General features: G+C 70.4%; 18 protein-coding genes and 1 pseudogene. 7 read left to right on the forward strand and 12 right to left on the reverse strand.

All coding sequences use genetic code 11. The features are described 5' to 3' along the window. Positions 1-67 precede the first annotated feature (67 nt). From ABZ796_RS12290 to ABZ796_RS12305, 4 genes are read right to left on the reverse strand one after another with little or no spacing between them, the layout of a single operon-like run. Positions 68-1,207, reverse strand: coding sequence for a DNA polymerase IV (locus ABZ796_RS12290; protein WP_357337179.1), 1,140 nt, complete (start codon positions 1,205-1,207; stop codon positions 68-70). Between the two features lie 35 nt (positions 1,208-1,242). Next, on the reverse strand, positions 1,243-2,592 hold the full coding sequence (locus tag ABZ796_RS12295; RefSeq protein WP_357337180.1) for a glycoside hydrolase family 3 N-terminal domain-containing protein: 1,350 nt from the start codon (positions 2,590-2,592) through the stop codon (positions 1,243-1,245). Positions 2,593-2,622: 30 nt separating this feature from the next. Further along, the gene (coaE, locus tag ABZ796_RS12300; protein WP_357337182.1) at positions 2,623-3,213 is read right to left on the reverse strand and encodes a dephospho-CoA kinase; all 591 of its coding nucleotides are present in this window, start codon (positions 3,211-3,213) and stop codon (positions 2,623-2,625) included. A 41-nt stretch (positions 3,214-3,254) separates the two neighbouring features. Beyond that, the gene (locus ABZ796_RS12305; RefSeq protein ID WP_357337184.1) at positions 3,255-4,229 is read right to left on the reverse strand and encodes a helix-turn-helix domain-containing protein; all 975 of its coding nucleotides are present in this window, start codon (positions 4,227-4,229) and stop codon (positions 3,255-3,257) included. A gap of 89 nt (positions 4,230-4,318) precedes the next feature. Between ABZ796_RS12305 and ABZ796_RS12310 the strand changes: the two genes are divergently transcribed. After that, entirely contained in the window at positions 4,319-4,465 is a 147-nt protein-coding gene (locus tag ABZ796_RS12310; protein WP_357337186.1) for a hypothetical protein, read from the forward strand. A gap of 68 nt (positions 4,466-4,533) precedes the next feature. Here the strand turns inward: ABZ796_RS12310 and rpsA are convergent, their stop codons facing one another. Beyond that, the gene (gene rpsA / locus ABZ796_RS12315) at positions 4,534-6,015 is read right to left on the reverse strand and encodes a 30S ribosomal protein S1 (RefSeq protein WP_008361841.1); all 1,482 of its coding nucleotides are present in this window, start codon (positions 6,013-6,015) and stop codon (positions 4,534-4,536) included. A 251-nt stretch (positions 6,016-6,266) separates the two neighbouring features. Here rpsA and ABZ796_RS12320 point away from each other — a divergent pair, with 251 nt between their 5' ends. Continuing rightward, complete coding sequence (locus ABZ796_RS12320) at positions 6,267-7,148, forward strand: class I SAM-dependent methyltransferase (RefSeq protein ID WP_357337187.1); 882 nt, start codon at positions 6,267-6,269, stop codon at positions 7,146-7,148. Positions 7,149-7,217: 69 nt separating this feature from the next. Here ABZ796_RS12320 and ABZ796_RS12325 read toward each other — a convergent pair whose 3' ends face one another. Continuing rightward, positions 7,218-8,180 (reverse strand): porin PorA family protein, encoded by a 963-nt coding sequence (locus ABZ796_RS12325; RefSeq protein WP_357337188.1) that lies wholly within the window; start codon positions 8,178-8,180, stop codon positions 7,218-7,220. A gap of 110 nt (positions 8,181-8,290) precedes the next feature. On the opposite strand from ABZ796_RS12325, the gene ABZ796_RS12330 reads away from it, so the two are divergent. Next, entirely contained in the window at positions 8,291-10,213 is a 1,923-nt protein-coding gene (locus tag ABZ796_RS12330; protein WP_357337189.1) for a hypothetical protein, read from the forward strand. After that, on the forward strand, positions 10,213-11,439 hold the full coding sequence (locus ABZ796_RS12335) for an acyltransferase (RefSeq protein ID WP_357337190.1): 1,227 nt from the start codon (positions 10,213-10,215) through the stop codon (positions 11,437-11,439). The genes ABZ796_RS12330 and ABZ796_RS12335 overlap by 1 nt, the downstream gene beginning before the upstream one ends. A 1,997-nt stretch (positions 11,440-13,436) precedes the next feature. On the opposite strand, the pseudogene ABZ796_RS12340 reads toward ABZ796_RS12335, so the two are convergent. Beyond that, positions 13,437-15,506: pseudogene (locus ABZ796_RS12340) on the reverse strand (alpha-(1->3)-arabinofuranosyltransferase family protein); the annotation flags it as partial. Continuing rightward, a complete protein-coding gene (locus ABZ796_RS12345) occupies positions 15,473-16,258 on the reverse strand; it encodes a class I SAM-dependent methyltransferase (protein WP_357337191.1) in 786 nt (261 codons plus the stop codon). The pseudogene ABZ796_RS12340 and the gene ABZ796_RS12345, both read right to left, overlap by 34 nt. A gap of 174 nt (positions 16,259-16,432) precedes the next feature. On the opposite strand from ABZ796_RS12345, the gene ABZ796_RS12350 reads away from it, so the two are divergent. Continuing rightward, positions 16,433-17,551, forward strand: a complete 1,119-nt coding sequence (locus ABZ796_RS12350; RefSeq protein WP_357337192.1) for a glycosyltransferase family 4 protein — start codon at positions 16,433-16,435, stop codon at positions 17,549-17,551. Positions 17,552-17,618: 67 nt separating this feature from the next. Here ABZ796_RS12350 and ABZ796_RS12355 read toward each other — a convergent pair whose 3' ends face one another. Both ABZ796_RS12355 and ABZ796_RS12360 read right to left on the reverse strand, forming a co-directional pair. Continuing rightward, on the reverse strand, positions 17,619-17,774 hold the full coding sequence (locus ABZ796_RS12355; protein ID WP_160024268.1) for a hypothetical protein: 156 nt from the start codon (positions 17,772-17,774) through the stop codon (positions 17,619-17,621). Positions 17,775-17,794: 20 nt separating this feature from the next. After that, on the reverse strand, positions 17,795-19,498 hold the full coding sequence (locus tag ABZ796_RS12360) for a hypothetical protein (protein WP_357337193.1): 1,704 nt from the start codon (positions 19,496-19,498) through the stop codon (positions 17,795-17,797). 217 nt (positions 19,499-19,715) lie between these two features. Between ABZ796_RS12360 and ABZ796_RS12365 the strand changes: the two genes are divergently transcribed. Beyond that, positions 19,716-20,957, forward strand: a complete 1,242-nt coding sequence (locus ABZ796_RS12365) for an oligosaccharide flippase family protein (protein ID WP_357337299.1) — start codon at positions 19,716-19,718, stop codon at positions 20,955-20,957. 360 nt (positions 20,958-21,317) lie between these two features. On the opposite strand, the gene polA is transcribed toward ABZ796_RS12365, so the two are convergent. Further along, positions 21,318-24,005, reverse strand: coding sequence for a DNA polymerase I (gene polA / locus ABZ796_RS12370; protein ID WP_357337195.1), 2,688 nt, complete (start codon positions 24,003-24,005; stop codon positions 21,318-21,320). A 102-nt stretch (positions 24,006-24,107) separates the two neighbouring features. On the opposite strand from polA, the gene ABZ796_RS12375 reads away from it, so the two are divergent. Further along, the gene (locus ABZ796_RS12375; protein ID WP_357337197.1) at positions 24,108-24,578 is read left to right on the forward strand and encodes a hotdog fold thioesterase; all 471 of its coding nucleotides are present in this window, start codon (positions 24,108-24,110) and stop codon (positions 24,576-24,578) included. Between the two features lie 168 nt (positions 24,579-24,746). Here ABZ796_RS12375 and ABZ796_RS12380 read toward each other — a convergent pair whose 3' ends face one another. Continuing rightward, positions 24,747-25,991 carry an ABC transporter substrate-binding protein gene (locus tag ABZ796_RS12380; RefSeq protein ID WP_357337198.1) on the reverse strand — a complete coding sequence of 415 codons (1,245 nt, stop codon included), beginning with the start codon at positions 25,989-25,991 and terminating at the stop codon, positions 24,747-24,749. Positions 25,992-26,276: the final 285 nt, after the last annotated feature.

Genomic DNA, 26,276 nt, shown 5'->3' on the forward strand with positions numbered 1-26,276 from the left:
GGCGACGAAAGTGGAGTTTCGTCGCCCAAAACTGCTGACTCGGTCTCCATGACTGCGGTTTCGGCGGTCAGTAACCTTCGGGCGGCGGGGCCATCTCCAGACGTACGCCGATGAGGCGGATCGGGCGATCCTTCTCGACGCGCTCGAGGAGTGCCTCGGCCTCGTCGGCGAGCCGATCACGGTCGAGGGTGGGCTCGGGGAGCTTGTGGCCACGGGTGACGGTGAAGAACGGCTTGAGGCGGACCTTGATCTCGACCCGCGTGACCGGGCGGCCCTCCTTCAGTACGTCCTCGAGGCACTCACCGCACAGGCGGCGGGTCGCGGCGACGATGTCGGGCCACTCGACGAGATCCTGCTGGAAGGTCTCCTCGTGGCCGTGGCCGCGAGCGACCCAAGGCGAGGGGTCGACGGGGCTGGTGTCGGCGCCCCGGCCCAGGCGACGCAGCCAGGGGCCGGTCGTGGGGCCGATCTCGGCGGCCAGGCGCTCCGCCGAGGCCGCTCCCAGATCGGCGACCGTCTCGATCCCGAGCCCGGCGAGCCGCTTCGCGGTCTTCGCCCCGATCCCCCACAGCGCATCGGTCGGACGGTGGCCCATCTCGGCGTCCCACGAGTCCCTCGTGATCCGGTAGACGCCGGTCCCCCGCAGCTGGCCATCGGGACCGGGCTCGTGGCCGCCCGCCCCGGCCTCACGCGCGAGGGCACCGTCGACCCGCTGCTTGGCGAACCCCGTGGCGAGCTTCGCCTGCAGCTTGTTGTCACCGACCCCGACGCCGCTGCGCAGCCGGGTGCGTTCGAGCACGATGTCGCGTACGTCCTGGGCGAAGGCCGCCGGATCGCCGAGGTCGCCGTGGCCGGGGCCGGGTCCGAGAAACGCCTCGTCCCAGCCGAGAACCTCGACCAGGACCGGTACGCCGCCCCACTCCAGCGACCGCAGCGTGTCCATGACGCCCGCGGAGGCGTCGTCGTAGGCCGCGTGGTCGACCGGCAGCAGCACCGCCTCGGGGCACTTGCGCACCGCCAGCCGCAGCGGCATCCCGGAGCCCACCCCGTGCGCCCGAGCCTCGTAGGAGGCCGTCGAGACCACCGCCCGCTCGGTCGGGTCACCGCGCCCGCCCACGATCACCGGCTTCCCGGCGAGCTCGGGCCTGCGTAGCACCTCCACCGCCGCGATGAACTGGTCCAGGTCGACGTGCAGCACCACGCTCATGCACCGATGGTGCCATGAACCGGCCGGCGAGGGTGTCAGCCGTCGGAGGCTGCCTCGGAGAGAGCCGTCGAGGCCCGCTCCGCCTGCTCGCGTACGTCACCGGGCACCGGCACCGCGCCGGCGATGCGCTGCTGCCACATCTGCATGGCCACGACCTTGGCGGCCGCGTCCTCGACGCGAGCGTGGTCGAGGCGGCCGGAACGGAGAGCCTTGACGACGCTGCGGTGGGCGGCCCTGGAGTTGGCCGGCATCAGCAGCAGGTCGGCGCCTGCCTCGAGGGCGGCCACCGAGGGCTTCTTGGTGGTGGTCGTGACGGCACCCATGCCCAGCGAGTCGGTGACGGCGACGCCTTCGAAGCCGAGGTCGTCGCGGAGCAGGTCGTAGATGGGGGCCGCCATGCTGGCCGGCTTGCCCGGAGCCACGGCCTTGACGTCGACGTGGCTGATCATCACGGCCGGCGCGCCGGCGTCCACCGCGGCGTCGAACGGCACCAGGTCGCGGCGCTTGAGCTTCTTCTTCCCGAAGTCGAGCTCCTGGAGCCCGAGGTGGGTGTCACCGGTGACCGCGCCGTGGCCCGGGAAGTGCTTGGTGGTGGAGACCAGACCGGCGGCGTTGTAGCCCTGCACGGCCGCGGAGACCGCCGTCGCGGCGATCCTCGGGTCCTCGCTCGGGGAGCGCGAGCCGATCGTCGGATCGGCAGCGCCGACGGTCACGTCGGCGACCGGCGCGAACGCCCAGGTGAAGCCCAGGTCGCGCAGCTCGAGCGCGGTCGTCCGAGCCGCCTCGGTCGTGACCGTGACTCCCTTGCGCGGCTTGGCCTCGATGGCGTCCCCCGTGCGTGCGAACTCGGGGAACTCGGTGGCCACGCCGCGCAGGTGGGAGACGACGCCACCCTCCTGGTCGACGCCGATCACCGCGGGGAACGTGCGGCCGTCGGCCGCCACCGCGCGGGAGACCGCGGCGGTGGTCTCGCGCACCTGGGCCTCGTCGACGACGTTCTCGCCGGTCACGCTGACCCCGGCGAGGTGGAGCTTGCGCACCATCTTGGCGGCCTTGGCCGGATCGGTGCCATGGTAGCGGCCGACGATCACCTGTCCGGCGAGCTGCTTCTCGTTCCAGCCCGCGACCAGCTCGCGGGCGGTCGCCAGCTCTCCGCGCGTCGGACCCCAGGCCAGCGGCGTGGTGTCGTCCTTCGGGTCGGTCTTCGTGGTGGCAGCGGCCGGCCTGCCCGGCTCGACGTCGGTCCGCGTCGGCATCCCGACGGTCACCGCCGCCGCCCCCGCGCCGGCCGCCAGGGCCAGCACGGCCCCCGCGATCACCGGTCGCATCCAGCGCCTCGGACGACGCCGCTGATCCTCTGAATCGGTGTGCTTGCCCCCAGTCACGCGGCCGAGTATGTCAGCAACCCCCACCCATTAACACGTTCCGGCGAGTGCGTCGTAGATCTCCTGCACCCGCTTCCGCAGCTCGTCGAGGGTGCCGGTGTTGTCGATGACGTACGTCGCCGCGGCGAGCCGGTCCTCGCGGCTGGCCTGCGCGGCGATCCGGGCGCGGGCATCGGTCTCGCTCATGCCGCGGACGATCGCCCGCTCGACCTGGGTCTCGACCGGGACGTCGACGACGATCACCTCGTCGAAGAAGGGCGCGTAGCCCACCTCCACCAGCAGCGGGATGTCGTTGACGACCAGCTTCCCGGCCTCTCGGCCGGCCTCCTCGAGCTCCACGGAGCGCGCCCCGACCAGCGGGTGCACGATCGCGTTGAGCCGCTCACGGGCGCCCTCGTCGGCGAAGACGATCTCACCCACCTTGGCCCGGTCGAGCGCACCGGACTCGGTCAGCACCGAGGGCCCGAACTCGGCCACGACCTGGGCGAGCCCCGCGGTGCCCGGCTCGACGACCTCTCGGGCGATCTTGTCCGAGTCGACGATCACCGCCCCGAACCCTGCCAGCAGCTCCGACACCGTGCTCTTCCCCGAGGCGATCCCGCCGGTGAGTCCTACGCGCATGGCCCCAACCTAATGGGGCCGCCGTCGGGGCTTCACAGCGCCTAGGCGGGCATGGCAGAGTCGAGGCCGTCGCTACAGGCGAACCGGCGCCGATAGGCCTGCGGCGAGAGCCCGCGCACCCGGGTGAAGTGGTGGCGCAGCGCCGCGGCGTTGCCGAAGCCGACCTCGCCCGCGATCCACTCCACCGAGCGGTCGGTGCGCTCCAGCATCTCCTCGGCCCGACGCACCCGCTGGGCGGTGATCCAGGCATAGGGAGTCGCCCCGGTCTCGGCGCGGAACCTGCGTGCGAACGTACGCGAGGACATCAGCACTCGATGGGCAAGCGAGTCCACGTCAAGGTCTTCGTGGAGGTTCTCCACGATCCAGGCCAGCAGGGGTCCGAGCGTCTCGGCGTCGACCTCTGGCACGGGGTGGGAGATGAACTGCGCCTGACCACCGTCGCGCTGGGGCGGCACGACCATGCGGCGGGCCACGGCGGAGGCAACCGCTGCGCCGTACTCCTGGCGCCAGATGTGCAGGCACGCGTCCAGCCCGGCGGCGGTGCCGGCGCTGGTGATGATCTGCCCGGTGTCGACGTAGAGCACCTCGGGCACCACCTTCGCCTCGGGGAACCTCGCCGCGAGCTCGTCGGTGTACTTCCAGTGGGTGGTGCACTCACGCCCGTCGAGCAGACCCGCCGCACCCAGTGCAAACGCCCCGCCGCAGACGGTCAGGATCCGGGCACCGCGTTGATAGGCGCGCAGCAGCGTCTCAGCCACCCGCGGCGGCACGGGGTCGCCCCTGCGCATGGCCGGCACGCACACCAGGTCGGCCTCGTCGGCCCGTTCGAGACCGTACGTGGCCTCGATCCCGAAGCCCAGGTTCGAGCGCACCAAGCCGGGCTCGAGCGAGCAGACACCGAATTCGAGCAATGGCACCCCGTCGTCGCGCCGGTCGAGCCCGAACGCCTCGCACACGACTCCGAACTCGAAGGGGGCGACACCGTCCCAGATCACCGCAGCCACGTTCCTAAGCACCTCAGAAGGGTGCCAGTTGGCAGAAAATCGCGCAACTTAGGCATTTCTGCCAATGTGGCAGGAATACCTGGTAGCGAAGAATTACTGCCATGAACACAGCACTCATCGTCCTCATCGCCCTGCTCGCCGTCGCCGCGTACGCCACGTTCGTCGCCGTCCACGCCGACCGCCCCAAGGCCGCGCCCCGGTCCCACGCCGTCGACCCGGACTTCTTGCCTGCTGCCAGGCTTCCCTAAAATGCCGAATGCCCGGCCCCTCGAAAGGGGCCGGGCATTCGTGCGCTTCAGAGCATCAGCTCATGCGTTCACTGACCGCCGGTCAGCTTCTCGCGAAGAGCCTGCAGTGCCTCGTCGGAGGCGAGCGAGCCGCCCTCGTCCTCGGAGACGGTCTCGTCGACCGAGCCACCCGAGGAGTAGGAGGTGGCCTCGCCGGCCTCGGCAGCCTTCTCGGCGGCCTCCTGCTGCTGCTTGATGTGGGCCTCCCAGCGGGCGTGGGCCTGAGCGTACTGCTCCTCCCACTTCGCGCGCTGCTCGTCGTAGCCCTCGAGCCACTCGCCCGTCTCCGGGTCGAAGCCCTCGGGGTAGATGTAGTTGCCCTGGTCGTCGTAGGTCGCCGGCATGCCGTAGAGCGTCGGGTCGAACTCCTCGACGTCGGTCGAGGTGACCGTCTCGTTGGCCTGCTTGAGCGAGAGCGAGATGCGACGACGCTCGAGGTCGATGTCGATGATCTTGACCATGACGTCGTCGTTGACCTGGACGACCTGCTCGGGGATCTCCACGTGGCGCTCGGCCAGCTCGGAGATGTGCACCAGACCCTCGATGCCCTCCTCGACACGGACGAACGAACCGAACGGCACCAGCTTGGTGACCTTACCCGGGACGATCTGGCCGATCTGGTGGGTGCGGGCGAAGTGCTGCCACGGGTCCTCCTGGGTCGCCTTCAGCGACAGGGAGACACGCTCGCGGTCCATGTCCACGTCGAGAACCTCGACGGTGACCTCGTCACCGACGGTGACGACCTCGGACGGGTGGTCGATGTGCTTCCAGGACAGCTCCGAGACGTGGACGAGACCGTCGACGCCGCCGAGGTCCACGAACGCACCGAAGTTGACGATCGAGGAGACGACACCCTTGCGGATCTGACCCTTCTGGAGCTGGGTCAGGAAGCCGTGGCGAACCTCGGACTGGGTCTGCTCGAGCCAGGCACGGCGCGAAAGAACCACGTTGTTGCGGTTCTTGTCGAGCTCGATGATCTTGGCCTCGAGGGTCTGACCCACGTAGGGCTGCAGGTCGCGGACGCGACGCATCTCGACGAGGGAGGCCGGGAGGAAGCCACGCAGGCCGATGTCCAGGATGAGACCACCCTTGACGACCTCGATGACCGCGCCCTCGACGACGCCGTCCTCCTCCTTGACCTGCTCGATCGTGCCCCAGGCGCGCTCGTACTGCGCGCGCTTCTTGGACAGGATCAGGCGGCCTTCCTTGTCCTCCTTCTGGAGCACCAGGGCCTCGACCTTGTCGCCGACCTCGACAACCTCGGACGGGTCGACGTCGTGCTTGATCGAGAGCTCGCGCGACGGGATGACACCTTCGGTCTTGTAACCGATGTCGAGCAGGACCTCGTCCCGGTCGACCTTGACGATGACACCGTCCACGATGTCGCCGTCGTTGAAGTACTTGATGGTCTCGTCGATCGCGGCGAGGAAGTCCTCTTCCGACCCGATGTCGTTGATCGCGACCTGGGGCGCGTCGTAGTCGGGAAGAGGAATGTTGAGCGTGCTCGTCATAAGGGAGGTGGTTTCCTTGGGTGGACAGATATCGTCGGGTCACACACGTCTGAGATCTCAGGTCGGCAGCCCCTCGCCGGCACCAGCACAACAGGCTTCGTCACCCGGTGTGAGCCGGCAGCCGAGGTAGCAAGCCAAGGTCCACTAGGTCTGGGACCTGGGCAGACTTCAGACGCAGTTTCTTAGCCTACGCTCCCGTCACAGGCCCCGTCCAACTGTCGGCGTCACCGCGCTGGGCCTACCCTGTAGACGTGGACCAAGCCATCAGCCCGGTCGTTCGACCGGAGGCGCCCATCGATCCCTTCGGCGCGATCGAAACCATCGACACCATCGGCCCCGTGGTCAGAGCGGAGCGGCGTACGGTCAGTGAGGCCGAGTCCCGTCACGCCAACGGCCCCGACTGGGACAGGTACGCCGACGAGTACCAGGCCACCCACGGACCGTTCCTCGGCGAGGCCGGGTTCGTCTGGGGCCCGGAGGGCCTGACCGAGGCCGACCTCGGCATCCTCGGCGACGTCAGCGGCAAGGACGTGCTCGAGCTCGGCTCCGGCGCCTGTCAGTGCTCCCGATGGGTGAACACCCAGGGCGGACGCGCGATCGGCCTGGACCTGTCGGGCCGTCAGCTCCAGCACTCCCGGCGCCTCGACGAGCAGACCGGCGTGGTCGTCCCCGCCGTGCAGGCCACCGCGACCGACCTGCCCTTCGCCGACGGCTCCTTCGACGTGGTCTTCTGCTCCTTCGGAGCACTGCAGTTCGTCAGCGACATCGCCCACGCGCTCGCCGAGACCGCGCGCGTCCTGCGACCCGGCGGCCGCTTCGCGTTCTCGATCACCCACCCGACGCGGTGGATGTTCCCCGACGACCCCGGCCCCGAGGGCCTGATCGCCGCGCAGTCCTACTGGGACCGCACCCCCTACGTCGAGGTCGACGACGAGACCGGCGAGGTGTCGTACGTCGAGCACCACCGCACCCTCGGGGACTGGGTCTCGTTGCTGGCCGGTGCCGGGTTCCGGATCACCGACCTGGTCGAGCCGGAGTGGCCCGAGGACCACGAGCGGGTCTGGGGTGGCTGGTCTCGGACCCGGGGGCTGTTGACCCCCGGGACCGCGATCTTCGGCGCTGACTACCTGTAACTGGTGGGTGGATCTCGACCCGCTCGATCCCTGAGCCTGCTACCCGCGACTTCGTCGCGGGTAGCAGGCTCAGGCGTCGACCAGCGTGCGGTCGTCCGCGGCGGCGTGGGAGCCACCGTTGGGCTTACGACCGCGCAGGACCAGCCACAGGCCGATCAGCAGGAAGATCAGACCGAGGACGACGCCGCCGACGGGGATCCAGGTGCCGATCAGGTTGAGCTGGGCGATGTTGGCCTTGGCGTCCTCGGCGTTCTTGGAGACGGTCTTGTCGGAGTAGCTCATCTCGGCGTCGACGAGCACCAGGCCGCTGCTGGTGACCATCTTCTGGGTGGCGCTCTGGTCGATGTAGGAGCCGGTGGTGGGCTCGACGTAGATCGTCTGGGTGGCCTCGTAGGTGCCCCGGACGTCGTCCTCGGTGTCGGTCTCCTCGTCGTCGCCCGGCGAGAGGATCGCGTCGTCGGAGGTCGCGTTGACCTCGTACTGGTAGGTCTTCACACCCTTGATCTCGACGTCGTCGACGTACGTGGCGACGATGGTGCTGCCGAGGGTGCCGTCCCAGTACTCGTAGTCGTGGCGCTGGGTGTCGAACGGGAACTTGCCGGCCAGGCCCTTCATCCCGGGGACGGCCTGCTCCTCACCGACGTACTTGGCCTGGTCCTCGACGACCTCGGAGGTCTTGCGGTCCATGGCGTAGGCACGGGTGGTCACGAGCACCGCGCGCTCGTCCTGCTCGGGGTCGAGGCAGGGCGGCGGGTTGTCCTCCTGGATCACGATGCAGCCGGCCTCGATGAAGACGACCACGTCGTCGGTCGAGTCCTTCGGCGCCGCCTCGGTGGTCCGGGTGTACTTCACCGGAACTGGGGTATCCGACTTGGCCAGCGCGCCGCTGGCGGTGCCGTCCAGCACGGTCGTGGTGTCGACGTTGAGCGGCACGGTCGCCGCGGCGTCCCGACCCCAGAAGCCCGCTACCGCGGCCGCGACCAGCGCAAACGCGCCGACCAGCAAGAAGACGTAACCAATCACTCTTCGCATGTTTTTGCCCCTCCCAAGGCCTCAGTTCCCCCCTCGATCCGCGAACCGTAGCAGCAATACCCGGATAGGTGTGCAACGGGTCACAAACTGCTGTGCGACACTTCCTCTTCGTGTCCACTCCCGACCCCACCACCACCGCTGCCGGGCACACCGGCGGGCCTGCTGACGCGCCCGCCGCCGACGGCTTCCTGACGACTCCGAGGAATGTCGTCGCGACCGCGCTCGTCCTGATCGTGGCCCAGCTCGCCTTCCGCGCCTGGGCGCTGAGCGGCTCGTGGTACCGCTTCGACGACGCCAACTTCATGTCGAAGCTGATGTCGGACGGGCTCTCGGCCGACCTGCTCTTCCACGGCTTCGCCGGACACCTGATGCCGGGGGCGTTCGCCCTGACGGCCTGGAACTTCTCGCTCGACCCCTACGCGTGGGCCTACCCGGCCGCCGAGCTGCTCGTGCTGCAGGCGATCGCGAACCTGGGCGCGCTGGTCTTCCTCTGCTCCGCGTTCGGGAAGCGGCGCGGGATCCTGCCGCCGCTGGCCCTGTTCCTGTTCTCCTCGATCAGCCTGCCGGCCTTCCTGTCCTGGGGTCCCGGGATCACCCAGCTGCCGTTCCTCGCTGCGATCTTCTGGGGGTCGTGGGCACACCTCAACTACCTGCGTACGCGGCGGTTCGGCTGGGCCCTGCTGACGATGCTCATCACGCTGGCCGCCATCGCCTTCGGCGAGAAGGCGATGCTGCTGTTCTGGCCCTACGCCGTGCTGGCGCTGGGCTGGTTCGCCACCGGTGACATCCTGTCCCGGATGCGGACGATCCTGGGCCGTTACCTGCCCGGCGTGCTCCTCTACGGGGTCGTCTCGATCGGCTCCGCGGTCGCCTACCTCGCGCTGGGCGCGGGATCGTCGAAGGCCACGGGAGCCTCCGACGCCAACGGGTTCGCGCTGGTCGCGCAGCGGTTCCTGTTCGAGTCGTGGGCGCCGGGCGTGGTCGGCGGGCCGCTGCGCTGGACGTGGCTGGAGGGCAACTCTGCCGGCTGGGCCGAGCCCGGGGCGGTGGTCTCGGTGCTCGCGGTCGGGGTGCTGGCGCTGCTGACCTACGAGCTCGCCCGCACGCGCTCGATCGCGCTGCGGGCGTGGTGGCTGGTCGGCGGCATCCTCGTCCTCGACATCGCGCTGATCACCGCCATCCGGGCCGGCGGGGTCGGCGCCGACATCGCGCTCGCCTACCGCTACCTCACCGACACGATCGCGGTCACCGCGATGGCGCTCGCGCTGGCCACGCTGCCGTTGCGCGGGGCGGTGGAGACGCTCACCCCGAGGCGTACCTCGCCGTTCCTCGACGACCCCAGGCGGGTGGCCGTCGCGGCCGCGATCGTCACGGCGCTGGGGCTCTTCTCGTCCTACTCCTACGCCCAGGGCTGGCACGCGGACGACAACACCCGGCGCTACATCGACACCGTCCGCGCCGACCTCGCCGAGGTCGACGAACCGCTGCCGATGGCAGACGGGCCGGTGCCGGAGTGGATGGTCTGGGGCGCGTCCCACCCCTACAACCAGGTGAGCCGCGTGCTGCGGCCGCTCTCGGAGAAGATGGCGTTCCCCCGCGCCAGCACGGACAATCTCTACCTGGTCGACGAGGACGGCCACATCCGCCCGGCCGCCGTCGATCCCGAGCGACGCTCGGTCGGCGCTGTCGACCCGACGCCGAGTCTGGACCAGTGCCCTCTGCGGATACGGCAGACGCCCCTCCAGGTGAGCCTGGACGGTGGCGTCGACGGCGCCGGGTGGTGGGTCCGGATCGCCTATGTGGCCGCCGACAGGGACGCGGGACGGATGCGGGTGACCGCCGGCGACCACTCCTACGAGGTCGACGTCGAGCCCGGGTTCCGCAGCCTCTACCTGCGCACCGGCGAGGGACGCTTCGACACCATCGGGTTCCAGAGCCTGACGCCGGGGTCGAAGCCGTGCCTGGGTGGCATCGAGGTCGGCAGCGTGGTGCCGTTCGGCGACCCGATCTCGGGGCCTGAGGAGGACGGCTGATGGCCGCGCGAAGCGACCTGGACCGCCGGTTCCTCACGCTCGACGCGCTGCGCGCCGTCGGGGCGCTGATGGTGGTGCTGACCCACGTCGGGTTCCACACCGGCCGCTACCCGCAGGGGTGGACCGGGGCGATGCTCGCCCACTTCGACCTCGGCGTGGCGCTCTTCTTCGTGGTCTCCGGGTTCCTGCTGGCCAGGCCGTGGTTCGCGGCCAGCGCCGCCGGGGTTGCGCCGCCGAGCACCGGCCGCTACCTGTGGAAGCGGGCCCTGCGGATCCTGCCGCTCTACTGGGTCGTCGTGGCCGTCTGCCTGCTCGCCGCGCCCGAGAACTCCGACGTCGGCGTCGGTGGCTGGATCGCCAACCTGACCCTGACCCAGATCTACACCCAGGACACCCACGCCTACGGCCTGGCGCACATGTGGAGCCTGTGCACCGAGGTCGCCTTCTACCTCGCGCTTCCGCTGGTGGTGCGGCTGCTGACGCCGCGGAACCGCCTGGACGTACGCCGCGTGCTGATCGGCTCGCTGCTGCTCTCGATCGGTGGCGTGGCCTTCGCCGCCGGCGCCCGGACCTGGTTCGAGCAGCCGTTCGCGGCCGAGTGGCTGCCGGCCTACCTGCCGTGGTTCCTGGCCGGCACCGCGCTCGCGGCCTGCTCGGTCGACCCGGGCATGCGGGCGCGGCTGGACGCGGCCGCGCGCGACCTGGCCGGCTGGTGGCTGCTGGCGCTGGGGCTCTTCGTCGCGGCCTGCACCCCGATCACCGGCCCGACCGGGCTGGTGGACGCGCCGACGCCGGCCGAGTCGGCGCTCAAGTGCGTCCTCTACGGCGCGGTCGCGGTGTGCGTCATCTTCCCGCTGGTCTTCGGGCCCGAGCTCGAAGGGCCCGTACGTCGCTGGCTGTCCGGCCCCGTGCCCAGCGCGCTGGGCGAGATCTCCTACGGCGTCTTCTCGATCCACATGTTCGTGCTGCTGATGGGCATGGAGCTGCTCGGGTTCGGCACCTTCAACGACCGCTTCTGGACGGTCCTGGCGATGACGGTCGCGGTCACCATCCCGGTCGCCGCGCTGTCCTACGTCTTCTTCGAGCGCCGGGTGATGCGGCTGCGCGGCTGGCGTCCCTCCGGGCGCAGACCCGAGCGGCGGCCGGGGCCCGACTCCGTCCCGGATCCCGGTGTCACCGAGGCGGCCGCGGTGACCAGCACGACCGCGACCAGCGAGAGCGCCTGAGCCGTCCAGGCGGGCGGGTCCCAGGGCAGGTCCCAGGCGGTCGGGAGGATCTCGACGGCCAGGGCTCCGGCGAGCAGCGCCGCGCCGGACCCGGCGGCCAGGAGGCGTACGAGTCCCGGGCTGCGGCCCGTCACCCGCGGCAGCAGCCAGGCGACCACGGCGGCCAGGGCACCCCACCAGCCGGCGAGCAGACCGGCGACGAGGACGAGCACGCCACCGTCGTACCAGCGCCACGGGGCGGCCTCGGGGAACAGCTCGAGACTGGGCGGGGTGCCGCGACGGCGCCATGAGGTCACCAGCGCGAGCGCCAGGACCAGCGCCGCGCCGCCGGCGCCGGCGAGCAGCCCGGCACGGTAGGTGTCCTCGGGCGCGAAGCCGAAACGTACCTCTCCCCCGGTGCCGGCGGGCACGATCCAGCCCTGCTGCCAGCCGTCGACCCGCTGGGCGCGCAGGGCCTTGCCGTCCAGGGTCGCGGTGGCGCCGGTGTTGATGTTCTGCGGGAGCACGAGGACCCGGTCGTAGGCCTCGGCAGAGACCGTCGCCGAGACCGCGGCGTCGCGCTCGTCGCGCTCCACCTCGACCGCCTCGGGCGACTCCGCGTCCGCGATCACCTCCGCGCTGAGCTCGAGGCTGTCGACACGGAGCGCCTGCACAGGGTCGGCCAGCAGGGTGTTCTCCCCCGCGGTCAGGTTGATCGGGGCCGTTCCGCAGACCTTCAGCGGCACCTCGCTGCCGCGCAGCAGGTCGGAGAGCGACCCGTGGACCGACGTACGCAGCACCCGCTCGCCCACGCGGATGCGGGGCCCGTCGGCGCAGCCGGCCCGGAGCGTCCCGTCGCCGAGCGGACGGTCGTTGACCTCCAGCTCGGAGATGCCGGCGGGCAGCTCGGTCGCGTCGGCCATGCTGGAGGGCTGGTCGTAGGCGGCTTCGGTCTCGGTGATCCGGATCCGGAGACGGTCGGTACGCCAGCCGCCCGGCACCGCCACGGCACCGTTCGCGCGGACCTCGCGGGTGACGGTGCGCTTGGGCCGGCGCAGGTCGGTGACCTCGACCTCGGTGGGTACGCTGACGGGGGCGGCGTCGTTGACCACGAGCCGCAGCGACCTGATCCGCTGCCGCTCGGGCAGCTCGAGCGTGATGTCGGCCGGGTCCGTCGACGGAGCCCGCCACGACGTGCCCTCGTCGCCGTCGGCCATGGCGATCTCCGACTGGGCGATGTCACCGCCGCTCGGGGCGGTGATGTCGATCCCGGCGAGCTCTGCGGCTGCCTCGGCGTAGGCGTGGTCACGACGCAGCGAGACGGTCCCGGTCACGTCGAACGACTGCCCGCGCGTGAGGGTGACGAGCCGGTCGAGGTCGTCGCCGTCGTCGCCGGTGCCTGCCAGGAACGGCTCGCAGTAGAGCACCCCGCCCTGGTCGATGCAGCCGCTGCGGTCGGTGTCGCGACCGAGCCGGATCTTGCGGATCGTGGCATCGTCGGGCGGCTCGGGCAGCGCGACCAGGCGCTGGGCGTCGACGCCTTCGATGTCGAGCTCGCTGATCCCCCACGGCCCGTACGCGGTCGCTCCGCGAGCGGTGATGGTGAGGTTGCGCGCGCTGAACCCAGTCAGGTCGTACGTCGCCTCCTCCCCCGGCTGCGGGGCGTAGACCTTGCGCATCTGGGCGCCGGCGACGAGCTCGAGCCGCTCGACCCCGACGACGTTGTCGGGCAGCGTGATGGTGACCTTGCCGAGGTCGGTCTCGTCCTCGAACCGCACCCGGAGCCAGGCACCCTCGGGGTTGTGCCCCCATCCGGTCTCGGTGCGCCACTCGGTGTCGGGGTCGCCGTCCAGGGCCGCCGCGGGTGCCCGGCCGCGGTCGACCGGGACCTCGTCGGGGGTCGCCGCCGAGCTGGAGGCCTCCACGGCCTCGACCCCGCGCCAGACCACGGTGCTCTGCCACCGCTCCTGGTCGTCCAGGTAGCGGTGGAAGCTCTCGGGCTTGTCGGAGTCCACGCCCTCCTCGGCGGTGCGGGTCGCGGAGGAGTTGGCGCGGACACCGGAGAAGAGGGTCGTACGCCGCCGCTGGCCGTCGGTCAGGATGACGTCGGCCCGCTCCTCGGCCTCCTCGGCGGAGGACCGGGTGTCGTCGGCGGTCAGCACCGCCGGTGCCCCGCTGGCCTGCTCGCCGGGGTCGCCCATCACGGTCGTGCGCGCGGGGATCAGGGTCGCGCCGGACTCGGCGCCGTCGACCTCGTAGATCTCGATCGGCGGGTACTCCCCCGCCAGGCCCCCGTCGACGAGGACGCGGGTGCCCTTCTCGCGGTGATAGGTCGTGTTGCCGAACTCGGCACCGAAGCTCGCCTCCGGGGTCAGCCCCGGTGACTGGGCGAGCGTGGCGTGCACCAGCGAGGGCGGCGGGGCGCCGGTGGTGCCCCAGTGCAGGTCGTTGCGCACCAGCAGCCGGGTCACGCCGGCCTTGGCCAGCATCGGCGCGAGGTCCGCGCTGGGGGTGCCGCGCTCGATCTCCTCGGTGACCCGGTCGAGCCAGACGACGTTGCCGGGCTCGGCCAGCGGCACCACGCCGCGTACAGCCCAGCGGGAGTCGGCGTACGGCTGCAGGACCTCGTCGTGAGTGCTGCCCCACAGGTAGTCGCCGAACCTGGCCGCCGGGACCACGAGCGTCACCCCGCCGTCGTCGTTCTCGGAGAGGTAGTCGGCGGCGTCGGTCCAGAAGCTGGGCACGTTCTCGATCGACCCGGGTGGCGGCACCTGGCCGCGGACCCAGGGCACCGCCAGGCCGGCCAGGGAGGCGACCACGGCGATGACGAACACCCTGCGCAGCCACTGCGCCGACTTGGAGCTCGTCGCCGAGGCTCGGGCGAGCTCCGCGCGGAACAGGATGGTCTCGACGGTGAGCACGACCCCGGCGGCGAGCCCGAGGCGGAGCACGGCGTCGTACTTGTGGCTGTTGCGCACTGCGGCCAGGGCACCGTCGACGAGGTCCTGACGGGCCTCGGCGCCCCAGCCGGCCAGCGCGCCGGTGTAGCCGATCCCGACGAGGACGACGCCGGCCAGCACGCAGCCGATGAGGAACCTCGTCTCCGGGTGGCGGCGTGCCCGGCCCACCCCGGCCAGCCCGGCCAGCCCGATCGCGACGACGGCGGCCGCGTCCAGGACGAGGTAGGGCGTGGCGTGCAGGCTCTGTCCGGCCGGGTAGTAGATCGGGTCGGCGTAGGCGACCCAGTCGGAGGTGCCGAGCAGCGTCGGCAGCAGGCCGGTCGTCGAGGCGGTCACCGCGGCGGTCTCGATGTAGTCGAGGAAGGGCGGGATGTAGCGGCCCTGGAGCACCAGCGGGATCGTCCACCACAGGGTGGCGAGGACGGTGAACACGCCCCACAGCGCCAGCGCGGCGAATCGCCGGGCGCCGGTCCTGGTCAGCAGGAAGACCACGCCCGGGACCAGCACCGCCGAGACCGCGGTCGCGTTGACGCCGCCCGCGCAGGCGACGGCGAGTGCGGCCACGGCGCACCAGCGCACCAGGTCCTTCGTCGTGGTGGTGCCGCTGGCTCGGATGACGGCGAGCAGCACCCACGGCGCGACCGCGGTCGGCCACAGCTCGGCCGAGTTGGCGCCCAGGATCGTCATCACCCGTGGCGTCAGGACGTACGCGGCGGCACCCGCGACCTGCGCCCACGGCCGCCCCAGCTGCAGCTCCCGGGCGACCATCAAGACACCGAGGAAGGCCAGGTTGAGCAGCAGCGCCCACCACAGCCGCTGGATCACCCATTCCGGCAGCTGCGCCAGCTGGCCGAGCCCGTAGAACGGACCCATCGGCCACAGATAGCCGATCGCCTGGTTCTGTACCTGGCCGAAGGCGCCCTGGGCGTCCCACATGTTCAGCGCCCGGGCCAGGAAGGCCCACGGGTCGGCGCTCAGGTCGAACTTGGTGTCCGCGACGATCCGGCCCGGGGCCTGGGTGAAGGTGATCGCGGTCAGGATCGCGACGTACGCCGCGATCCTCAGCCTTGACGTGGGACTCGGAGGGTCCGGGGTCACGTCTTGCGCAGCACGAGCAGGAGGTTCCATGAGAGCACCTCCCTCACCACCGGGACCCGCATCAGCCACGCCGCCCACGCCGGGTGGTAGCGCGGGACCGCAGCCAGGATCTCGGCGTTGCCGGCCCTGCGCTGGGCGCGCGCCCAGCGCAGCCCGGCAGAGGCGGTCGCGGCGTACATCGACTCGCCGAACCTGTTCTTGGGCTCGTGGCCGTGCTTGCGCAGGTAGCGGCGGCGTGCGAAGCGACCGCCGAGCAGGTGCCAGGGGCTGGTCTCGTGGCCGCCCCACGGGCCCCACCACAGCGTGTAGGAGCAGAAGACGACCCCGCCGGGCCTGGTGACCCGGAGCATCTCGTCGAGCATGGCGGCCGGGGTCGGGACGTGCTCGAGCACGTTGGAGGAGTAGCAGGCGTCGACCGAGCCGGTGCGGACCGGCAGCCGCATGCCATCGCCCAGCATGCTGCCCTCCGCGACGATCCCGGCACCCTGCATCTCGCCCGCGTCGGCGTCGAGCGCGAGGTAGGTCGCGCCGGCCCTCATGAAGGCGTCGCGGAAGTAGCCCGGGCCGCCGCCGACGTCGAGCAGGACGGTGCCCTCGAGAGTCTCGCCGTCGGTGTAGTGGGCCAGCTGGCCGACCGAGTCGGCCGCCAGCGCCGTGTAGAAGCGTGCCGGATCGGTCTGCTCGACGCGGAAGTCGCTGAAGAGACGCACGGAGCGTCCCAGCGTCGCCTTCCAGCCGTTGCCGGCGGCGGCGTCGCGCTGGGAGTCGAGGAGGTTCGGCACGGCGGGAACCCTAACCGATTACCCCAACGGGTGTGCATTTGATCACGAAATGTCCTACTCTCCAGTAACTGCGTTGCCCCTGGGGAGGGAGCACTCAGCAGCGGGGAACTGCGAGATTCAGGGGAGCACCGTATTTTGCGCGCCAACGAGGGAGCGCAGCTGAACGGCGGCCATGTGGCTGTGTTCAGCTGGCGCGATTCTGAGAACCCTGAGGCCGGTGGGGCCGAGCACTACCTTCACCAGATCACCGCCGGACTGGTCGAGGCCGGGGCGCGGGTGACGGTCTTCACCGCGGCCTACCCGGGTGCGCTCGCTCGTGAGTCGCGGGACGGCATTCGTTATGTACGCCGCGGCGGCAAGCTCAGCATCTATCTGTGGGGCGTGCTGCTGCTGGCGCTGGGCCGGCTGGGCCCGATCGGCCGCGTCGACGCCGTCATCGACGTGCAGAACGGGCTCCCGTTCTTCACCCCGCTCGGCACCCGGGCGCCGGTCACCGTGCTCGTCCACCACGTCCACCGCGAACAGTGGCCGGTCGTCTACCCCGGGCTGTCCGGGCGGATCGGCTGGTGGGTCGAGTCGTGGCTCGCGCCGCGGCTCTACCGTCGCAAGCAGTACGTCGCGGTCTCCCGCGCCACCCGGGCAGAGCTGGCCACGCTCGGCGTCGACCCCGCCCGGGTCGCGGTCGTGCACAACGGCGCCGCGCCGGCGCTGAGCGACCGGCCGGCGAAGACCGAGCACCCCTCCATCTGTGTCGTCGGGCGGCTCGTGCCGCACAAGCGGGTCGAGCTCGCGGTCGACGCGGCGGTGGCGCTGCGCGCCTCGTACCCGGACCTGAGGCTGAGCATCGTGGGCGGCGGCTGGTGGGCCGACGAGCTGGCTGCGTACGTCTCCCGGGTGGGGGCCGAGGACTTCGTCGAGATGCTGGGGCATGTCTCGGAAGAGGACAAGGAAGCCGTCTACGAGCGCTCCTGGCTGATGGCGCTACCGTCGCTGAAGGAGGGCTGGGGCCTGGTCGTCACCGAGGCCGCGCAGCACGGCACCCCGACCGTCGCCTTCCGCGACGCGGGCGGCACGACGGAGTCGATCGACGACGGCGAGTCCGGGGTGCTGGTCGAGGACCAGGCCGGGTTCGTGGCCGCGCTCGACCACCTGCTCGGCGACGAGATCCGCCGCAAGGAGCTGGCCGAGGGCGCCCGCTGGCACGCGCGCAAGCACACCTGGGAGCAGAGCCAGCTCAACTTCAACGCCGTGCTCGCCTCCGCTCTGCAGGGGCACGTGGTCGGCGCGGACTGAGCTGTCGTCCTGAGGACGGAGAAGGGGCCCGGCGGATCACCGCCGGGCCCCGTTCAGTTTGTCGTGCTCAGTCGTTGGTGCCGTACTGAACCGTCGACTCAGAGACGCTCGGAGGATTCTCGACGGTGTTGTCCGTGCTGCTGGTGACGACTCCGACGATGGTCGCTGCGGCGACTCCGCCGCCGACAAGAATGCTGGCGACGATGGCAATGATGTTGCCCATGGATATGTGACCTCCCTCTCCTAGCGGCGAACTCTAACAGCCGGCCGGCGAACAATACTGATCAGTAGCAGAACTGTTGATGTTGTGGCTGCGAGCCAGATCAGGCCGTACGCCACCCACGCCAGGACCACCGCCGTCAGCGTCACCGGACCGATCGTGTCCCCGGCCATCGGGGTCGCCTCCCCCGGCAATCGCTGCAGGAGCAGACCGCCGCCGTCCTGGACCGTCTCGCCGGCCACCTGCGGCGCTGCGCCCGCGGTGCGGTCGGTGATGACGTACGCGATCCCGAGGCGGCTCAGCTCGGCCGCCCGCGCCTCGGGGTCCGGTGCGGCCAGGGCCTCGGCGGCCGCGGCCGCACGCGGGTCCTCGCCCGCGATCTCGGTCGTGCCGATGACGAGGTCGCCGTTGATCACGCTCGCCCTGGGCAGCATCCTCGGCAGCGGGTCGAGGACCGGGCGATGTCCGTTCCAGGCCGGGGCCCGGTAGGCGGACCAGGGCAGGACGAGTACGTCCCCCGGTGCCGTCTCCTCGGCCAGCGCCGCGCCGGCACGTTGCCACGATGTGGGGTAGTCGGCCGTGCCGATGCCCCCGGCGAGGCCCCAGGCGGCGTCGGGGAGCACGGCGATCGGGGCGAGGACCACGACGAACGCGGCGGCCCATCGCGGTGCCGTGCCGCGAAGCCGCTCACGCAGCACGTCGACCCCGGTGCCGACGGTCATGACGAGCAGCGGCAGGCACAGGGGAAGCAGGCGGCTGCTGTCCCTCAGCAGCGCGAGACCGGGGACGTCCTGCGCCAGTGCGTCGAGCACTGCCGGGGCGGCCCAGCCGACGACCGCGACCGCCATCCCGGCCACCCACAGCGCCAGGATCGCGGCGCGTTGGCTGTCGGAGGTCCACCACCGCCTCAGGCCGGCCGCGACCAGCGCCACCAGGAGCACCAGGGCCACCCAGGCCTGCCAGTCCTCGCGGCTCGCGGGGACCACCGAGGTGTTCCAGATCCCGCCGAGCGTGAGGGCTGCCAGCGGGGCGGGCAGGGCGTCGCCTCGCAGCGCGAAGACCTCGAACCCGGTGGCGTCGGCCGCCTCCGCCGCGTGAACCAGACCGGTGACCAGCCAGGGCGCGTTGACCGCGGCCACCATCGCGAGCAGGCGTACCGGGTGCCGGCCCCGGCGCAGGCCGGTCGCGAGCAGTGCGGCAGCCGACACGATCCCGGCGCTGGCGCTCAGGCTCCCGACGAGCAGCACCGGGAGCATCCACGCCGGGCTGCGCCCGATCGGGCCGGGCTCCCCCGCCGTCCGACGACGGCCGGCCAGCACCAGCCAGGGCACCGCGGCATAGGCCAGCAGCATCGGCCAGTGACCCATCCACAACCGCTCGGCGACGTACGGGCTCCACACGGTCAGGCTCACCACCGCCAGCCGCGCGGCGAGCGAGCGCTCACGCACCAGCTCCGCGGCGCCCGCGCCGGCGAGCACCAGCGCCCCCACCAGCACGAGCTTCTGGAGCGCCGTACCCGGCACGATCTCGTCCAGCACCGCGATGACGGCGTCCGAGGGCACCGCCCGCGGCAACCCCGATCCCAGCCCGAGCACATCCCGGGTCAGCGCGAGATCCGGCACCCACACCATGTCGTAGCTGAGCACGAACCCCGACCCCAGCGCCGGCCCCAGCATCAGCACCGCGAGCGCGCCCGCCCACAACGTAGGCACCACCCGCTCGCTCACGCGGCAACCCTACCCAGCCGAGACGTCACCCCCGTCGGCCGAGACGTCAGTTCCGTCGGCCGAGACGTCAGTTCCGTCGGCCGAGACGTCAGTTCCGTCGGCCGAGACGTCAGTTCCGTCGGCCGAGAGTTCAGTTGTGGCGATCGAGTTCCGATCCTGGGCGGATGCCGGTGCAGGCATGTGACCTGCCGCACCCTAGGCTTTCCAAGTGCCCACGATGACCGCCAGCCCGACCAGCGCCCGCCGGCGCAGGCTGTCCGCGCTCATCCGCAGCAGCAGCTTCCTCGCTGTCTGCATCATGGTCACCAACATCGCGACCTACGGTTTCCAGATCATCGCCGCCCGGATCCTGGGCCCCGGACAGTACGGCGGGGTCGCGTCGATGATGTCGCTGCTCCTCGTGGTCGGCGTGGTCCAGCTCGGCATGCAGGCGACAGCGTCGCGGCGGGTGACCGAGACGCCCGGCCAGGAGCGCGAGATCGAGCGGACGGTGCTGCGGGCGACCTATCGGGCAGCCATCGTCGTCGGCGTCGTCATGCTCGCCGCCTCACCGCTGGTGTGGCGGGTGCTGCGGCTGGACTCGATCTACCCCGCCCTGCTGGTCGCGGTGTGTGCCGTACCGCTGACGATCATGGGTGGTCAGGCCGGAGTTCTGCAGGGCGAGCGGCGTTGGCTCGGCCTGTCGATGGTCTATCTGGCTCTCGGCGTCCCCCGGGTCATCGTCACCACCGCCGCGATGTGGGTCCGCCCCACCGAGGGCGCCGCCATGGCCGGTGTCGCGCTGGCCCAGTTCGCGCCGGCGATCGTCGGATGGTGGGTGCTTCGACGTCGCGCCGAGACCGAGGCGAAGCCCGGGCCGGTGAAGCCCGTCGTCGTCGAGATGCTCCAAGGCTCGTTCGCGCTGCTCGGCTTCTTCGCGCTCTCCAACGTCGACATCCTGATCGCGCGCAACGTGCTCTCCGACCACGTCTCCGGCCTGTACGCCGGTGGCCTGATCCTCACCAAGGCGGTGCTGTTCCTACCGCAGTTCGTGGTGATCATCGCCTTCCCGTCGATGTCGGCCGAGGCCAGCCGCCGATCCGCGCTGGTCAAGTCCCTGGCGCTCGTCGGCGGGCTCGGCGCGTGCGCGATCGCCGGCTCGTGGCTGTTGTCCTGGCTCGCGATGATCTTCATCGGCGGCCCCGACTACGCCGAGATCGAGGGCCTGCTCTGGGTCTTCGCGATCCTCGGCATGGTGCTGTCCGTGCTCCAACTGCTCGTCTACTCGGTCCTGGCCCGGCGCAGCCAGCTCTCGGCGTACCTTCTCTGGATCGCCGTCGCCGCCGCACTCGCCCTCGGCGCGACGCAGACCACCGTCGAAGGCCTCGTCTGGGCCGTGCTCAGCGTCGACGCCGCCCTCGCCGCCGTCCTCCTGGCGGTCACCTTCTGGCGACTCAGCCAGACCCCTCACCGCTCCTGACCCCAGCCGAGACGTCAGCGGCGTCGGCCGAGAGTGCACTTCTGGCGTGCCGAGACGTCACTTACGTCGGCCGAAACGTCACTTACGTCGGCCGAGATGGCGGTAAGGACGACGAGAGTGGAGTTTCGTCGCCCACAACTACCGATTCAGCCCGCCAGAACTGCCATCTCGTACACCACAACTGCCGCCTCGGCCGACGCAGGTGACCTCTCGACCGACGTACGTGACGCCTCGTCGGCTTCAGCCGTTACGGACCAGAATGCAGTTGTGGGCGACGAAAGTAGAGTCCCGTCACCCACAACTACCGATTCAGCCCGCCAGAACTGCCATCTCGGCCGACGTACGTGACGCCTCGGCGAATCAGTGGGCGGCTTCGTGCCAGGACAGGCCGGTGCCGACGGAGACGTCGAGCGGGACGTTGAGGTCTGCGGCGGAGCCCATCTGCTCGCGTACGAGCCCTTCCAACGCCTCCCGCTCCCCCGAGGCGACCTCGAAGACGAGCTCGTCGTGGACCTGGAGGAGCATCCGGGACGAGAGGCCGGCCTCGTCGATGGCGGCCTGGACCCGCAGCATGGCGACCTTGATCAGGTCGGCGGCCGAGCCCTGGATGGGGGCGTTGAGCGCCATCCGCTCGGCGGTCTCGCGCCGCTGACGGTTGTCCGAGAGCAGGTCGGGCAGGTAGCGGCGGCGGCCCATGATGGTCTCGGTGTAACCGGTGCGCCGGGCCTCCTCGACCAGGCTGCGCAGGTAGTCGCGGATGCCGCCGAAGGTCTCGAAGTACTCCTCCATCAGCCCGCGCGCCTCGCTCGGCTCGATCCCGAGCTGCTGGGAGAGGCCGAAGGCGGACAGGCCGTAGGCGAGGCCGTAGTTCATCGCCTTGATCTTGGCCCGCTGCTCGACCGAGACGGCGTCGGGATCGACGCCGAAGACCCGGGCGGCGGTGATCGAGTGGAAGTCGCGACCGGAGCGGAACGCCTCGATGAGCAGCTCGTCCTCGGACAGATGAGCCATGATCCGCATCTCGATCTGCGAATAGTCGGCGGTCATCAGGGACTCGAACCCGGCGCCCACCACGAAGCCCTTGCGGATCCCGCGGCCTTCCTCGGTGCGTACCGGGATGTTCTGCAGGTTGGGCTCGGTCGAGGAGAGCCGCCCGGTGGCCGCGATGGTCTGGTTGAACGTGGTGTGGATCCGGCCGTCGTCCTGCACGGTCTTCAGCAGGCCCTCGATGGTGACCCGCAGCCGGGTGACGTCGCGGTGGCGCAGGAGGGCGAGGAGGAACGGGTGCTCGGTCTTCACGTAGAGCTGCTGCAGCGCGTCGGCGTCGGTGGTCCAGCCGGTCTTGGTGCGCTTCGTCTTCGGCATGTCGAGCTCGTCGAAGAGGACCACCTGCAGCTGCTTGGGCGAGCCGAGGTTGATCTCCTTCCCGATCACGCCGTAGGCCTCGTCGGCCGCCTGCTTCATCTGGCCGGCGAAGTGTCGCTCGAGTGCGTCGAGGTGCTCGGTGTCGACCGCGATGCCGGTCTTCTCCATCCGCGCCAGCAGGTGCAGCAGCGGCAGCTCCACCTCGGAGAGCAGCCGGTGTCCGCCGGCGGCCTCGACCGCCGAGTCGAGCTCGACGGCGAGGTCGACCACGGCCCGGGCATAGAGCATCGAGGTCCTGGCCACACCGTCACCACCGACCTCGTCATCACCGAAGAGCGACTCCTGGCCGCCGTCGTCCTCCTGCTTGAGCTCACGCTTGAGGTAGCGCAGCGTCAGGTCGGCGAGGTCGTAGGAGCGCTGGTCGGGCGCCACGATGTAGGCCGACAGCGCCGTGTCGGTGACCAGCCCGCCCAAGGACCAGCCGTGGGCATCGATCGCCAGCTCGGGCCCCTTGGCGTCGTGCATGATCTTCGGCCTGGAGGGATCCGCGAGCCAGCCGGCCAGCGCGGCCTCGTCCTCCGGGGTCAGCTCCTCCACCCCCACGTACGCAGCCCGCTCCTGCGTCGCGAAGCCGAACCCGTCCACGCGGCCGGTGCCGGAACCCCAGGTGCCGCGCACATGCACCCCGACGGGCGTGGCCCCGAGCTCCTCGAGGAACGCTCCGACGGCACCGGGGACAAGCTTCTCCCCGTCCAGCGCGAACCCGCTCTCGTCGACGGGGACGTCGTCCTCGGGAGCGAGCACGTCGGTGATCCGGGTGCGGATCTCGCCACGGAACTCGAGCTCGTCGAGGAGCTCCAGCGCGGCTGCCCGGTCCCATTCGACCCGCCCCAGGTCGGCCGGACCGATCTCCAGGGTCAGGTCTCGGACCAGGGCGTTGAGCCGCCGGTTGCGCATCACGTCGCCGAGGTGGGCGCGCAGGTTGTCACCGGCCTTGCCCTTGATCTGGTCGGCATGGGTGATCACGTTGTCGAGGCCGTCGTAGGTGTTGATCCACTTCGCGGCGGTCTTCGGGCCGACGCCCGGGATCCCGGGCAGGTTGTCGGAGTCCTCCCCCACCAGCGCGGCGATCTCGGGGTAGCGGTGCGGCGGGACCCCGTACTTCGCCTCGACGGCCTCGGGCGTCATCCGCGCCAGGTCGGAGACGCCACGCATCGGGTAGAGAACGGTCGAGGACTCGGTGACCAGCTGCAGCGAGTCGCGGTCGCCGGTGAGGATCAGCACCTCCATCCCGGCCTCCAGCCCCTGGGTCACCAATGTCGCGATGATGTCGTCGGCCTCGTAGCCGGCGAGGGACAGGTGCCGGATGTGCAGCGCGTCGAGGAGTCGCTGGATCAGCGGCAGCTGGGACTTGAACTCGTCGGGGGTCTTGTTGCGCTTGGCCTTGTATTCGGAGTATTCCTCCAGCCGGAACGTCTGGCGCGAGAGGTCGAAGGCGACCGCGACATGGGTCGGGGTCTCGTCGCGCAGCACGTTGACCAGCATCGAGGTGAAGCCGTAGACGGCATTGGTGTTCTGACCCGTGACGGTCGAGAAGTTCTCCACCGGCAGGGCGAAGAAGGCCCGGTAGGCCAGCGAGTGCCCATCGAGAAGGAGCAGTCGGTCACGCGTCACGTCAGCCACGGTCCGACTCTATCCACGACCACCGACAACGGCGCGACCGCGGGTCGAGACCCGCGCGTCCCCCGCATTCCGAGCCCGCGCGGCACATGCGACGATGCATCCATGACCGATGCATCGACCACCGACCAGCCCGTCTCGCCGACCGACACGACCGCCGGCGAGAGGTTCTTCGCCTCGCTCCCCCATGGCATGGGCGGCCTCAACGACAAGATGGGCGTCAAGATCCTGGAGATCTCCGCCGAGAAGGTCGTCGGCACCATGCCGGTCGAGGGCAACACCCAGCCGTACGGGCTGCTGCACGGTGGCGCCTCGGTCGCGCTCGCCGAGACGCTCGGGTCCACCGGCTCCGGCATGCACGCCGCGTCCCTGGGCAAGCTCGCGGTCGGCGTCGACATCAACGCCACCCACCACCGGTCGGCGACCTCAGGCATCGTCACCGGCACCGCCACGGCGATCCATCTCGGTCGCACCTCCGCGGCCTACGAGGTCGTGATCACCGACGAGCGCGGCAAGCGGGTCTGCACCTCGCGGATCACCTGCGCGCTCATCGACGCAGAGCGCGTCGGGCAGTAGGGATGTACGCCGAAGGGCCCCGGAATCAACTTGGTTCCGGGGCCCTTCGTTGTCGGTCTTACTCAGAGACCGGATCTCGACACGCAGTTGCGGCTTCGCAGGCTCAGCCGCACGCTCGCTCGATCTCTTCGCGTTGTGACCCTGCGACTTCGTCGCAGGGTCACAGGCTCAGACCTCGCCGGCGATGTACTTGACGGGGGCGTAGGTCGCCTTGTCGTTGTACTGGTAGATACCGATGGACGCGGCCGTCGGGCTACCGGTCTCGCCGAGCTCGATCGGACCGGACTTGCCGTCGTAGTCGATGTCCTTGCCGTCCTCGATGAGCTTGACGCAGTCGGCGTACGTCTCGCACTTCTCACCACCGGTGGTGATGTCGACGACCTCCTTGGCGATGGCCTCGCCGGCGTCGCTGTCAGCCTGGACGGCGGCCAGCGCGGAGACGATGGTGGCGTCGTAGGACTCACCCGCGTAGGAGTAGTCGGCCAGCTTCGGGTTGACCTTCAGCAGCTGCTCCTTGAAGTCACCCGCGGTCTCGGCGCCCGGGAGGGTGCCCTTGACACCCTTGAGCTCACCCTTGGTGAAGTCCTTGGAGTAGTCCGACAGGTTGCCGTCGACGAAGTACGTCGGCAGCTTGGCCGGACCGGCACCCGCGGCGATGAGCTGCGGGATGAGCTTCTTGGTCTCCTCGAAGGCGATCACGACGACCGCGTCGGCACCCGCGCCGGCGACCTCGTTGATCTGGGCGTCGAACGAGGTGGCGTCCTCGGAGTAGAACGCCGTGGTGGCGACCTTGGAGCCGGCACCCTCGAGGTTGGCCTTGACCTCCTCGGCGAGCGTCTCACCGTAGGCGTCCTGGCGGGCCAGGATCGCCACGTTGGTGCGCTTGTCCTCGAGCAGCAGGTTGGCCATGACGGCGCCCTGAAGGATGTCGGACGGAGCCGTGCGGAAGTAGAGGTCCGGCTTCGAGAAGTCGCCCTCGTCGAACTCGGTCGAGGTGTTGGCCGGGGAGAACATCACGGTGCCAGACGACATGATCTTGTCGATCACGGTCATCGACACACCCGAGGACGCGGTGCCGACGATGACGTCGGACTTGGCGTCGATGAGCTTGTCGGCCTCGGTGGGAGCGATCGCGGAGGTGGTGTCACCGGAGTCCGCTACGACGGACACGACGTCCTTGCCGAGCACACCGCCGGCGGCGTTGATGTCCTGGATCGCCAGGTCGGAACCGGCGAACTCGGGCGGGCCGAGGAACGCGAGGCTGCCGGTCTGCGGGAGAAGCTGCCCGATGGTGAGAGTGCCGTCGCCCTTGGCGGCGGCCTTCTTCTCCGGCTCCTCGGAAGCGGTCTCGCCGCCGCAGGCGGCGAGGGTGAAGCTGAGCGCCAAGGCGCCGACGCCTGCGGTCAGCTTCATCCAGGTAGAGGATGATGAGTTCACTGCTTAGTCCCTCTTTCGTATGGGCTGGCCCGGCTCACGTCGGACCTTGCGGAGACACATTAGAGACGCTCGGAGGGTGAATCACCCGAGGGACCTGTCTTTTCACCAATCCGTTACATCTCCCCCATGGCATCATTGCCTGGGTTGCCGCCATCATCGGCTCCGTAAAGTCGGCGCCGTGGTGACATGATCACTCGGGAAACCCGATTCCGCCCAGGAACAGCCACGATCGTGGAGGAATTGTGATGATCTGTAGACACG

It is taken from the genome of Nocardioides sp. NPDC047086 (assembly GCF_040643685.1).
Taxonomy (GTDB): domain Bacteria; phylum Actinomycetota; class Actinomycetes; order Propionibacteriales; family Nocardioidaceae; genus Nocardioides.